The organism is Planktothrix tepida PCC 9214 (assembly GCF_900009145.1).
GTDB lineage: Bacteria > Cyanobacteriota > Cyanobacteriia > Cyanobacteriales > Microcoleaceae > Planktothrix > Planktothrix tepida.
In genome coordinates, this window is record NZ_LN889782.1 from 513235 (window position 1) to 525857 (window position 12623).

General features: G+C 38.3%; 9 protein-coding genes. 4 read left to right on the forward strand and 5 right to left on the reverse strand.

Annotated elements, in window-relative coordinates:
• The first annotated feature begins 20 nt into the window (after positions 1-20).
• The 3 genes from PL9214_RS05210 (at position 21) to PL9214_RS05220 (ending at position 2500) form a co-directional block, all read left to right on the forward strand.
• A complete protein-coding gene (locus PL9214_RS05210; protein WP_072717769.1) occupies positions 21-1040 on the forward strand; it encodes an ABC transporter ATP-binding protein in 1020 nt (339 codons plus the stop codon).
• 55 nt (positions 1041-1095) lie between these two features.
• Positions 1096-1971 carry an ABC transporter permease gene (locus PL9214_RS05215; RefSeq protein WP_072717770.1) on the forward strand — a complete coding sequence of 292 codons (876 nt, stop codon included), beginning with the start codon at positions 1096-1098 and terminating at the stop codon, positions 1969-1971.
• Positions 1972-2125: 154 nt separating this feature from the next.
• Positions 2126-2500 carry a hypothetical protein gene (locus tag PL9214_RS05220; RefSeq protein WP_072717771.1) on the forward strand — a complete coding sequence of 125 codons (375 nt, stop codon included), beginning with the start codon at positions 2126-2128 and terminating at the stop codon, positions 2498-2500.
• A gap of 70 nt (positions 2501-2570) precedes the next feature.
• On the opposite strand, the gene PL9214_RS05225 is transcribed toward PL9214_RS05220, so the two are convergent.
• The 3 genes from PL9214_RS05225 to PL9214_RS05235 all read right to left on the reverse strand — a co-directional run bounded on the left by PL9214_RS05225 (position 2571) and on the right by PL9214_RS05235 (position 8931).
• Positions 2571-3173, reverse strand: coding sequence for a TetR/AcrR family transcriptional regulator (locus PL9214_RS05225; protein WP_072717772.1), 603 nt, complete (start codon positions 3171-3173; stop codon positions 2571-2573).
• A gap of 87 nt (positions 3174-3260) precedes the next feature.
• Entirely contained in the window at positions 3261-8396 is a 5136-nt protein-coding gene (locus tag PL9214_RS05230) for an nSTAND1 domain-containing NTPase (RefSeq protein ID WP_072717773.1), read from the reverse strand.
• 337 nt (positions 8397-8733) lie between these two features.
• Complete coding sequence (locus tag PL9214_RS05235; protein ID WP_072717774.1) at positions 8734-8931, reverse strand: hypothetical protein; 198 nt, start codon at positions 8929-8931, stop codon at positions 8734-8736.
• Positions 8932-9518: 587 nt separating this feature from the next.
• On the opposite strand from PL9214_RS05235, the gene PL9214_RS05240 reads away from it, so the two are divergent.
• On the forward strand, positions 9519-10022 hold the full coding sequence (locus PL9214_RS05240; protein WP_072717775.1) for a hypothetical protein: 504 nt from the start codon (positions 9519-9521) through the stop codon (positions 10020-10022).
• A gap of 13 nt (positions 10023-10035) precedes the next feature.
• Here PL9214_RS05240 and PL9214_RS05245 read toward each other — a convergent pair whose 3' ends face one another.
• Together PL9214_RS05245 and PL9214_RS05250 are read right to left on the reverse strand one after the other, a co-directional pair.
• Complete coding sequence (locus PL9214_RS05245) at positions 10036-11070, reverse strand: phosphotransferase (protein WP_072717776.1); 1035 nt, start codon at positions 11068-11070, stop codon at positions 10036-10038.
• A gap of 393 nt (positions 11071-11463) precedes the next feature.
• Positions 11464-12603, reverse strand: coding sequence for an ABC transporter ATP-binding protein (locus PL9214_RS05250; protein WP_072717777.1), 1140 nt, complete (start codon positions 12601-12603; stop codon positions 11464-11466).
• Positions 12604-12623 lie beyond the last annotated feature (20 nt).

Below are 12623 nucleotides of genomic sequence, written 5' to 3' on the forward strand. Positions count from 1 at the left end.
AGTTTATTTAAACGTGCACTATGATTCCTGCTGTTGTGATCCAAAATTTACAAAAATCCTATGGCTCTATCCAGGCTGTTAAAGATGTGTCTCTTGATGTCCAACCCGGAGAAATCTTTGGTTTACTTGGCCCCAATGGAGCCGGAAAAACCACAACCCTGCGTGCATTGTGTACGTTAATTACTCCTGATGCTGGACGTTTAGAAATATCGGGTATTTCTGTGATTGACCAACCGAGATTAGCTCGTCAACGCTTGGGTTATGTCGCTCAGGAAGTCGCCCTCGATAAAGTCTTAACCGGACGTGAATTATTGCAATTACAAGCCGCCCTGTATCATATCCCTCGTGCTACGATTGCCGAACGAATTCATCAGGTTACGAATTTATTAGGATTACAAGATTGGATTGATCAAAAAACTGGAACCTATTCCGGGGGAATTCGGAAACGCTTAGATTTAGCATCGGGGTTACTGCATCAACCGGATTTATTAGTATTAGATGAACCGACCGTTGGCTTAGATATTGAAAGCCGGGTCGCAGTGTGGAATTTCCTCCGTCAATTACGAGAAAATGGGACAACGGTTTTAATTACCAGTCACTATTTAGAAGAGGTAGATGCTTTAGCAGATCGAGTGGCAATTATTGATCAAGGGGTGGTGATTGCAACGGGTACACCGTCTGAGTTAAAAGATCAAGTTGGAGGCGATCGCATTACCCTGAGAATTCGAGAATTTTCGCCCTTGGAAGAAGCTGAAAAAGCCAAAGCTTTATTACAATCTCTCGCTTTTGTACAAGAGATTATTATTAATAATGCTCAAGGCAATTCTTTGAATTTAGTCGTTCAACCTCAAAGTGATGCGTTGTTTACGATTCAACAGGCGTTAAAAGATGCGGGTTTACCGACCTTTGGCATTGCCCAATCTCGACCCAGTTTAGATGATGTTTATTTAGCAGCAACAGGTCGAACTTTACTGGATGCTGAAATTGCAGCAGCCAGTAATCGAGATTTAAAAGCTGAGAAAAAGAAAAGTATGCGCTAGAAACTGGGTTTTTAATTCCCAACCCTGAACAGTCAACCCTCAATCGTTAACAACTATGAGCAGTTCAACAACATCTGTTAAATTATCAACTTCCCATCAAACGACTAATCAACAACCGAATTTAGTCGGAGAATTCCTACAAGAAACCCTAGCCTTAACCCGTCGGTTGTTTATTCAATTACAACGTCGTCCTTCTACCTTAATTGCTGGGATTATTCAACCTTTGATGTGGTTAATTTTGTTTGGAGCTTTATTTCAAAATGCCCCCAAAGGATTGTTTGGAGAAACGTTAAATTATGCTCAGTTTTTAGGGGCTGGGGTTATTGTTTTTACAGCCTTTGCGGGAGCTTTAAATGCAGGTTTACCTGTCATGTTTGACCGAGAATTTGGGTTTTTAAATCGGTTATTAGTCGCTCCTTTAGTGTCTCGCTTTTCTATTGTTTTAGCTTCAGCAATTTATATCGTTACCTTGAGCTTAATTCAAACTTCAGTGATTGTGGCAGCCGGAGCCTTTTTAGGGGCAGGATTACCCGGAATTGGGGGATTAAGTATCATTACTTTGATTGTGCTTTTATTAGTGCTAGGGGTAACGGGTTTAAGTTTAGGATTAGCCTTTGCTTTACCCGGTCATATTGAATTAATTGCTGTGATCTTTGTGACGAATTTACCGCTTTTATTTGCCAGTACCGCCCTCGCGCCTTTATCTTTTATGCCTACTTGGTTACAAGTTGTGGCTTCGCTGAATCCCCTCAGTTATGCCATTGAACCGATTCGTTATTTATACTTACATCAGGATTGGGCACTCAATAGTGTAGTGATGCACGCTCCCTTTGCAACCATTACTTTTGGGGGTGCATTATTGGTTTTATTCGGATTTGCAACGGTCGCTTTACTCTCAATTCAGCCGTTATTAAAGCGTCGGTTTGCTTAAAACCGGAATAAAATTTATCTAAAAATTAATCCCCCCAGCATTCCGAATTTCTCGAACGTTAGGGGGAATTTTTATTTTAAATTTTCCAAAAAATAGCTACAATATGGAAATCTAAGTTTTTATAGTTATTTTTTCAGGTAGTGAGGTTGTAATCATGCACTTTAATGGATTGAAATTGGGTCTAAGACTTTTCTCTTCTACAGTTGTGGCTGCTGGAATTGGGATTTTGGGATTCACTTCAGTTAGTTTTGCTCAGTCTACTTCAGTTACTCCTTTACAAGAATTTCAACGGTCTGATAATCCTGACCCTCTGAGTGGTTCCAATAGTCAGAAGACCATGTTAGATATTATTCATAATTCTCGATTAGGACGATTTAATGTTGATTATGAAGCCGTCGGTAATCAACAACGTCAAAATATTCAGGACGCAGCGACTCAATTTCGGCAAAAACAACGCCAACTTCTGGAAAACCCCCAACCTTCCACTCCTACCGAACCCTCAGCTAACCCTGTAAACGTTCAACCGTAGTCGGGTTTTGGAACCCCGTAGAGACGCGCCAAAAGCAAGTGCGGCATGGCTGGGCAAAGGCGCGTCTCTACTACGAATTACTGATTACTGTCAACAACTCTTTTTGATTAATAATTAAACGGATTAAACTATTAATCATCCGATCTTCTTCGATGGGCATAATTTCTTTGCCGGATAGAACTTCTTGAACCAACATAAAATGGATTAATGAACCAACGAAAATACGGGCTGTAGCTTCACAATCAATAATATTTAATTCGGGATGTTCTTGAAGATATTGGGTCAGAATAATCACCGCAGGTTGACAAAGTTTCTTTAAAAATAATTGCGCTAAATCTGGACGTTTTCCTGATTCAGCGACAATTAAACGAACAAAACACAAATATTCATTATCATTAATATTTTCCTTAACCAGGCGTTTCGCTAAATCCCGCAAGACTTCTTCAGGTTGACCTTCTAAAGGGTGTGACCAAACTAAATTAAATTTCTCAGTAGCAATGCGTTCAACTAATGCCGTAAATAATCCATCTTTATCGGAAAAATGGCTATAGAGGGTTTGTTTAGACACACCAGCCGATTTTGCTACCTTGTCCATACTTGTACAAGCATAGCCATTTTGCAAAAACTCCGGCATGGCACCATTGAGGATTTGTTCGGCTTTTTCTGTCACCATTGAAGATTAGGATTGAGGGTAATCGGGTTTGCCAAAATCATACACTGTCTTCCTGAATAAGGGAATAAGCAGACACTAAAGCAATATTTATTTGTTTATCCCATTCGCCCTTGAAGAATCCGTATTTACAGGATAATTACATAAATTGCGGTTTTGTTCCTGCAATTGGGTTGAGTTAGTGGTGAGATAATCGTGTAACCAGGTACAACTTTGTTCCATCTGATGATGTAAGTCTAAATTCGCTAAACTCCACAGAATCACTGTTCCATTATCCTTGGCAATAGCCAGAAGAGGGGCATCCCCAGAACTAAAACTAATATTATTGACAAAATCATTTTGTTCTAACACCATTAAAGGTTCAATACCATTGCAGTTTGATAAATCCCAAAGACGATCATTAATCTGCCACAATCTAACTTTTTTATCATCACTAGCCGTTGCTAAAATCTGCCCTTGGAAATAATAACTTAAACTTTGTACCGTTGCATGATGTCCTAATGGACAGGAAGAATGGGATTTTTTATCGTTCAATTCCCAAAGTGTAACCTGATCATTAACAGCAACAGCTAGTTGTTGAGAATTCCCTAAAAAACTTAACGTTGTTACGGGATTTTCCGCAGGTAATTTTGAGGTGGGTTGCCATTGTTTCCCTTGTTTTGTCCAGAGGGTAACGCCGTTAGCTGGCGGTTGGTTTGTGGGTTTGAGCGTACTCGCCGATGTGGCTAGGGTCTTGCCATCGGGACTAAAGCGGACATCCCAAACGGCATCTTGATGGGGTAAGGTGGTGATCAATTTTCCTTGTTTGTCCCATAATTTTACGGTTTTGTCTTCACTGGCGCTGGCTAAGGTTTGACCGTCAGGACTAAAGGTTACGGCTTTAACCGCTTGGGTATGACCGCTCAAGGTTTGTAACAACTGACCGTCTTTTCTCCAAACTCGCAGAATTTTATCTTCGCTGGCTGTGGCAATTTCTTGACTATTGGGACTGAAACTCACCCAGTTCACTTTACTAGGATGCTGTAAGGTCAAAAAAGGCTTTGAACTATATTGCAGAGGTTTTTGATATCCCCATAATTTTACGGTTTTATCTTCACTTCCAGTGGCTAAAATTTGATTATCGGGACTGAAACTCACACTCCATACCCGTCCAGTATGACCTTGTAAGGTTGTATTCAAGGGATCTCGACTTCGATCCCAAAGTCGGGCGGTGGTATCGGCACTGACAGATACCAAGGTTTGGCCATCGGGACTAAATTCTACACCCCAAACATCATCTCGATGACCAGTAAAAGTTTTGAGTAAGATGCCTTTTAGGTTCCAAAGTTTAACGGTGCGATCGCGGCTACCACTGACTAAAAATTGACCATCGGGACTAAAATTGACACTTAAAACATCATCATTATGACCTTTTAAGGGAACTTTAATTTCTACTCCGGTTTCTGCGTTCCAAAGTTTTAGGGTGCGATCGCCACTAGCAGAAACAATTAGTTTGCCATCGGGACTAAAATCTAAATCATAAACGGGTTGATTATGGGCTTTAATACTGTGAATTAAGGTTCCATCTATTGACCAAATTTTCAATTCTCCATCTTTACTACAACTGGCAATCTTTTGACCGTCAGGACTAAACTCAGCGTCAAAAACTCGATCCTTATGACCTTTAAATTCTCGAAGTAACGTTCCATCTAAGGCCCATACTTTAACGGTTTTATCATTACTAGAGGTGACTAATTTTTTGCCATCGTAACTAAAACTAATACTATTAATCACTTCTTGATGTTTCATCAGACGGTGGGGAATAGGCGTTCCGTTTTCTGTCCATAATAAAACTTGATTTTGATTGGGGTCATCAACACTAGCTGTGGTGGTAGCGATGATTTTGCCATCGGGACTATAGCGAACACTTTTAATCGGACTTGTATGCGGAAATTGCCCAGGTTTAGTTAATAATTTACCATCAAGGCTCCAAATTTTCAGCGTCCGATCACTGCTGGCTGTGGCAATTCGTTTACCATCGGGACTAAAATTAACGCCTAGAATTGTTCCTTGATGTCCCTCTAAACGATTTCGTTCTTGAATTCTCGAAATCATTTGCATTAACCCTTGGGCAATTTCGGTTTTTGTTGCTTCTGATGCTTTTGTTTCTAAGGTATTTTGACCAATTTGTACGGTGGTTGTTAATACCCCTAATTGATCTTGTTGATCTGCTAATAATAGGGCATCTTTGGCGGATGTCAAGGCTTGAATTCGAGCTTTCACTTGATTTTGGGCATTGAAATAAAACATCCCAGCAACACCAATAACCACTGTTCCAATAATTAATCCTAGAAATCGTTCTAAACGACGATTTTTTTCTTCAGCTTTGTGACGTTTTTCTTGTTCTTCTACCACTTTTTCCCTCTCTTTTGCTAGTTTTTCCTGTTCTTCAGCGAGTTTTTTACTCATTTCTTTTTCCCGAATTAGTTGGGCTTTTTCTTGTTGCAATTTAGCAATTTCTTCTTCTTGTTCATTTCTGTTTTGTCGTCGAATAAATCCGGCTAAATAATCATGCACCAGTTGATAAAATTCCCCTGTTGGGCTAACATCTCGATAAACTAAGCCAGATTTTTCTAAAATATAAAGAATGATATCTAAGCAGTTTAAGACCTGCTCTGGATTTAATTTTTGTTTTAACTCTTCAATTAATTCTGTTCTGGTTTTCAAGGGACGAGTATCATTTTCATCCGTTAAGGCATATAAAACGAAACGCGCCATTGCTTCATTTTCCGGGCCACAATCTTGAATGACTTCTTCTAAAAATCGTTCGACTAATTTTTGTTTGGGGCCTTGTTGTTGATAAGCTTCTAAGGTGGTAATATTTTCAGCTTGGAGTTGAGTCCCAACAACTTGCAATTCTATCGGACGGATTTCTCCCCTATCTCCTGCTAAATCTTGAACTAAGGCTTGAATTAAGGCATCTTCTAAATAAAAATGGGCGCGATCCGTTAAACTTTTGATCACGTTATAAGCTTCTGTCTCGCTAAAATTTCCTAAATAAAACAAAATGTCTTTACTTAAAATATCATTATTAATGGCTTCTAAATTAACTTGACGGCTTCCTTCTAGTAAATAATGTAAATAATCTTCCCTCAAGGAAATAATGACTTTTACAAAGGGGAGATTTAAAGCATCTTTTAAAAATTCAAAAAATAGCTTTTGATTATTGGGAGACTGGACAAAAAACAATTCTTCAAATTGATCAAAAATCAAAACAGTCAATAAATTTTGTCTGCCATTTTCTTGGAGTTTTTCAATAACTTTTGTTAAAATAATGGTATAATTTTGAGGTTCTAGTTGTGTCTCTGCGTCATTGAAATCAGTATCTAAAATTAAAGGAACAGCAGGATTTAAATCCTCTAAGTCCTGCTTCATGATTTTCTCCTCTAACTCAATAATAAAAGAATTATAGGTTTTAATAATAATTGGGATACTAATGCGAGCATCAATAATTTTTCGGAGTACGGCGGGAACTAATCCGGCTCTCAAAATCGAACTTTTTCCCACTCCTGATTGACCATAAATAACGGTTAATTTATGATAGTTACTCGCCATGCGTTTTAACAGATAGTTAATTGCTTCTTCCCGTCCTGAAGCGGTGATTTCATCGGTAAAATTGTCGGTAAATTGGCTGGGATCTAACGTTGAAGTAACCGCTTGTTTCCGAGGTTGTAATCGTCCGGCTCCGACAAAGGCGGTATAACCATAAGCACTGGATTGATTGCGATATTCCTCTTTAATTTGAAATGCTTCTTGATAATCTCCCCTTTCAAAATAAAGGTGACTTAAGGTTTGTAAAATATACAAATACAATCGGATCAAACTCACCGTTAACAAAGTCGTTTTAATGGTTTGAGCCGATGTTTTTAAGGTTTCAATCGCTTCTAATTTTAATCCTTGCTGTTCAAAAGCTCTTGCCAATACAAATAAACAAAAACTTTTGATAACTGGAATGCAAGGATTATCGGGATTTTTTCGAGACTCTAGAACCAAAATTTCTAAGGAAACAGACGCTAATTCTTGAGTATTATTCCAATCCTGATCCGCCAGGGCAACAAAAGCGAGAAATCCATAATCCTGGGCGAGTTGAATGAGGAAACGATCTCCTAATTTTTGATGTAATTTTCGTCCTTTTAAAGCTAAATTACGCAGACTTTTCCAATCCTGCAAATGGATTAAGGTTTCTCCAATCTTATTTAAAAATATAGCGACTAAATCAGGTTTTTGAGCATCTTCAAATCGTTTAACACACTGTTGAAAACAATCCCTTGCTTGCTTCCATTCTCGTTCCCCATTGCGATGACGATGTTGTTCTGCTAAATAACACCAACATAAGCCTATCTCAAACCAGATTAATCCTTGCCAGAGAAGGAAATTATCAGCAGTATCAGAAGAATTAATTAACTCCTGTAAAGACTTGCCATGCTGCGTTTCTAGGGCTAACTGCTGAGGATATTGTTGCCAAAATCTTAAGGCTTGTTGATACTGTTGCAGAGCCAGAGGAATGTGTTGTTGGGAATAAAAATAGCGACCATAAATCCATTTTAACTTCGCTTCTAATGATTGATCAATCGTAATTTCTCGCTTTTTTAAATCTTGATAAGCCGCCTGAAGTTCTGTTCCTGATTCTGAGCCTAAAATAGCAGCAGTAGGTAAAAATCCTTCTGCACCTGCGGCGAGAACTTTGGCAAAGACTAAGGATGATCTTTCCTCTAAAAACCGAATTAATTCATCGGAACTTAGCAAAAATTCATAGGTTGTTGCCCAACTGGTAAAATCCGGTGCATTGCGATTCAGTTTTTTCCATAATTTATCATTAATCCATAACACGATTGGAAAAGGGAAATTACGAAAAGCTTCTCTTCCTAAATTCGCCGAATGTAAAACTAAATCTATTGCAACAACCGATTCTAATCCATAAACCATTAATACGGAAGGATAATTCGATTCTACTTCAGTTTTAATCGAACCATATAAGGTTTGACTTGTTGGAGAAAGTTGGAATTCATCGATGAGAAGGGAAGATTCTTGTTTAAGTTGAGTAACAATTTGTTTCCGTAAACTTTCATAATTACACCGTACCAGCAATAAAGAAAAACTCCCTTGCATTTTCGCCAATGCTCGACCCAAGGTATGAATTTGCTGATGATTATGGCTAATAATATCGTTTACGGGATAAAGTGCCATCGTTAAAAATCTCCTTGAGGGATTGTCATTAAACGGTTACTTTAGCAAGGGATAGTTAAGTTTAAATTTCTAATTACCACTCCAAGCAGTTAACAAAAACCCCATAGTTCTTGTTAGCCGATAAAACTTGATTAAGTTTTAACAATTAGAAATAATTAAAAGAATCAATATGGGATTTTGAATAAAAATTTAGGCACATTCCGCCCCTGCTACCTCTTTAGCCAAAGAATGGCGGATAGATTCCAGCAAAGGAACTCTAACAGGATACGGCGCGTCTGTTGAAACTTAGTGAATCGAGGGTTGATCAGTACCATCGACTTTCACCAAGGGTTAATATCTAACATAACCCATTATCGTAGCATTCAGAAATCCGTCTGCTGACTTGGGGCCCCTTTAACAGGGATTCTAATGTTGAAGTCTGGGGCTGTATGGACTCAGAGGTTGAGGGTATAATCGTTGAAGGGGTAGAAGTTGCCCCCGGCGGATAAGCTAAACTAGGAGTAGCATTCATCACTCCAACTAATGATAATGCCATAATCCCACTGTATTTTTTTCTCAGGTTGTTCAACATAATATTCACGTCCTAATTCTGTTAGTTTCTATTATCTGTAATTAACAACGCCTTTATTCTCTATCCTGTGACAGTTCAATTCTAAGTTGGGGCGGATTTTACTGCTCCCTCTGTATTCTAGTCTGGCTGATCAACGGTTCTACCGCTTTCGATGGGAGATCAGTCGCTAAAATTTTTGCCAGGGTTATAAACACTTGAACAACTGACACAAGAGGCTAAGGCTACATCGAGCACATTCCTAGGGTTTTATCTCTTAAGCCGCCACAAACCGTTCAAGTAGAAATATAGCAAACGTTGATTAAAATGTTTAATTTCAATACCCTTAATCTAGTATTATTCAGTGGAAAAGGGGGTGTGGGCAAACCCACAGGAAAGGGTGGTTTTTCCCTACAATAGGCCAAAGAATTTCCTGATGAACAAATCTTACTCCTTTCGACAGATCCCGCCCATTCCTTGGGGGATATTTGACAAATTCCCGTTACAGAAAAAGCTGAGAACGTTGGAAATTTATCCAATTTAAAAGTTAGAGCGTTAGATGCGGAAAAATTAATATGATGAAAAATCCTTTCAATATTTTGCTTACGCTTCTCCTTCTGGGAAGTGGAGTTATAGCTTTTAATACTCTTCCCATTCCATTGGGAATTTCTGCAAGCGTGGCTGATCCTTCCCCAGAAAAAGAATTGGGTTTAGGAGAATTTCGCTTAGGAGATTTACCCTCAAAATTAGACGTTTTAGGAACACCCCTTCAAATTTTAAAACATCCTCCGGGGAACTATAATACCTATGCTCGACTGGTTTATCCTAATTTAATAGTTGATATCGGGGACGAAAAAATTGTGGTTTTAACGACCACTGATTCGAGTTTAGCCACACCGGACGGGGTGCGGGTGGGAGATTCTTTAAATCGTGTATTCGAGGTTTATGGTCAACAAGAACTTCACAGTCAGGGGGAAAATCAAGTTGTCAGCTATTCCTTTTCAGGGGGATCGTATCTCTATTTTAAATTAGAGAGCAATCGCATTATTGAAATTAGTTGTGGATTTCTCCCGGACTAATTTTGAATTGATTTTATTGCCAGTCTGGGGAATGTAAGCGTTTTAATTGTTGTAAATATCGAGTAAAATAACTCGGATCTAAACGGCTATAGTTAAACTGTTCTGCGTTAATAATACTAATTGCCCAAGCCCAAATATGAGCCGTTTGAGTTAAGGCTTGAATATTGCTTTTTTCCAGTTCAGTTAATGGGTTAATGCCTTCATACCCGACTAAAAAAGCTTCTCGAACTTTTTTACTCAGTCCCGACTGTAAGGAGACTTGTAAAAACTTAGCAATATCAAATGCTCGCCACCCATATCCACATTGATCAAAGTCAAATAGGGTAATTTGATCATCGGAAGTAAAATGAGCATTCCCACTATGGGGATCACCCCAACAAATTCCCCAAAAAGGAGGGTTTTGAGGTAAATTTTGCAATTGAGCTTTGAGTTGAAATACAATGTCTGCTAAACAGTTTAGATCTGTTGGTCTTTTTTTTAAATGGGGAGCAATGGTTAGGAAGGAACTCTCTAATAAATAATCAGAATTTAAAGGTTGGCGTTGAACCGAAGGTTGAAAATTTAAAGCCACTTGATGAATTTTACCAACGGTCGCGCCTAATTTTAAACTTTGGCTGATATTCAAATCTCCAATGGCAATTTGACCGGGCGCATTAACTAATAATACTGCATATCGTTTGCCTTCAGGTGCATTAATTTCAATGAATAATTCTCCCTCTGTTGTTCTTAAGGGATAAGCAACTGGGATTTGATGATCATGCAAAAAATCTAGCAATTCAAGCTCAAATTCAATTTCTGCTCGACATCGCCAATGTTGATGGGATATTCTTAAAAAATAACGAGAAGTTTGAGTTTTTATGAAATAAACATCACTTAACCCTCGATGCCAAAATTTACATTTTTCAACGGTATCAATAGGATAACAACTTAAAATTTCACTGATTAATGCTCTAACATCCAGGGTAGAGTAACTAATCGGAAAAATATCATTATGTTCCCTAATTTCAGATTCATCCTGTTTCAAATTAGGTTGATTTAAAAGCATCATATTGGTTTTAGGGGGGTAGGGAATAGTCCTGAATGGAGGATAGATGAGGATTTGGGTGAAACAACCCCAATAGTTGACGATTTCACTCTTCCCACCGGACAGCGTACTATCCTCATCGACTCAGGATTTATTTTTAAGTATGATTCAAAATTAGGAAAATAGAATATTTTTTATGTAGAGTTTAATTTTTTTTACGGATTTAATAAAAATCCATATTAGTTCAACTTTCTTTACTAATTTCTGGACTTTAATTGCCTCTCTTTTTGACTTTGAAGAGGATGTTTCTAAGATAATCTAAAAATCATAGTTTGTCAAGAATTTCAGTTACTTTAGATACAAAATTAATGAGTTGGGTGGTGCGTGGAACTTGACCTGACGCACCCGATGAAGATTTTAAGGATAGAGAGTATCGCCTGTTGTGGAATTAAAGATTAAAATCTGATTCAAATCTAGTTTGATGGTTAAGCGATCGCCGGGATGAAGGTGATGGTGAATAGGGACTTGAAATTGAATAGAATATTGTTCATGGGGTTGCGAAGAATTAGGAATATAAGCGCGAACTAATATTTCTCGACCCAAGGGTTCGACAACACTAACTTCCACATCCAGGGGGACTTTTTCAAAAGCCCAAACATCTTGTTGTAAATCATCAATAACATTCTCGGAAGTGATAAATTGAATATGTTCAGGACGAATACCTAAATCAAATTTTTGACCCTCCTGGGGTTGTAATTTTTCTCGAATTGCGCTTGGACAAGTTAAGGATTGATTGGCAATCCAAAATAAACTATTTCCATAGGTAATGGGTAAAATATTCATTGGAGGATTGCCTAAAAAAGTGGCAACCATCCGATTTTTAGGTCGAGAATAAACCCTTTGTGGATCACCGATTTGTTGAATTTTTCCTTGATGGAGAATTACCAGTTTATCGGCTAAAGTCATCGCCTCTACTTGATCATGGGTAACATAAATGGTTGTAATTCCTAAACGCTGATGCAGTTGTTTAAGTTCGGCACGGGTATCATCTCGCAGTTGAGCATCTAAATTTGATAAAGGTTCATCTAATAGGAAAACTTTCGGTTCACGGGCGATCGCTCGTCCTAATGCTACCCGTTGTTGTTGTCCTCCTGAAAGTTGTTTGGGTTTGCGATTTAATAAATGTTCAATGGAAAGAGATTGAGCTACTTTTTGAATAATTTCTTGCGTTTTTGTTGGGTCAACTCCCCGCATTTTTAAGCCGAACGCTAAATTTTCAGCAACACTGAGATGGGGATAAAGAGCATAATTTTGAAATACCATTGCCACATCTCGTTTACGCGCGGGAATCTCATTCACTAAGGTATTATCAATATAAACATTGCCAGAAGTAGCTGTTTCTAACCCAGCAATGGTTCTTAAAATTGTTGATTTTCCACAACCCGATGGCCCTACTAACACCCAGAATTCTCCATCGGGAACTTCAAAATTAATCTCTTCAATTGCAAGGGTGGTATGATAACGTCGGGTAATATTTTCTAAACGAACATTTGCCATTAGTAATCCATTAAAATAGA

Bases quoted from the DNA above. Each gene is read 5' to 3' on its own strand.
- PL9214_RS05210 (WP_072717769.1), top strand. From the start codon at position 21: ATGATTCCTGCTGTTGTGATCCAAAATTTACAAAAATCCTATGGCTCT.
- PL9214_RS05215 (WP_072717770.1), top strand. From the start codon at position 1,096: ATGAGCAGTTCAACAACATCTGTTAAATTATCAACTTCCCATCAAACG.
- PL9214_RS05220 (WP_072717771.1), top strand. From the start codon at position 2,126: ATGCACTTTAATGGATTGAAATTGGGTCTAAGACTTTTCTCTTCTACA.
- PL9214_RS05225 (WP_072717772.1), bottom strand. From the start codon at position 3,173: ATGGTGACAGAAAAAGCCGAACAAATCCTCAATGGTGCCATGCCGGAG.
- PL9214_RS05230 (WP_072717773.1), bottom strand. From the start codon at position 8,396: ATGGCACTTTATCCCGTAAACGATATTATTAGCCATAATCATCAGCAA.
- PL9214_RS05235 (WP_072717774.1), bottom strand. From the start codon at position 8,931: ATGGCATTATCATTAGTTGGAGTGATGAATGCTACTCCTAGTTTAGCT.
- PL9214_RS05240 (WP_072717775.1), top strand. From the start codon at position 9,519: ATGATGAAAAATCCTTTCAATATTTTGCTTACGCTTCTCCTTCTGGGA.
- PL9214_RS05245 (WP_072717776.1), bottom strand. From the start codon at position 11,070: ATGATGCTTTTAAATCAACCTAATTTGAAACAGGATGAATCTGAAATT.
- PL9214_RS05250 (WP_072717777.1), bottom strand. From the start codon at position 12,603: ATGGCAAATGTTCGTTTAGAAAATATTACCCGACGTTATCATACCACC.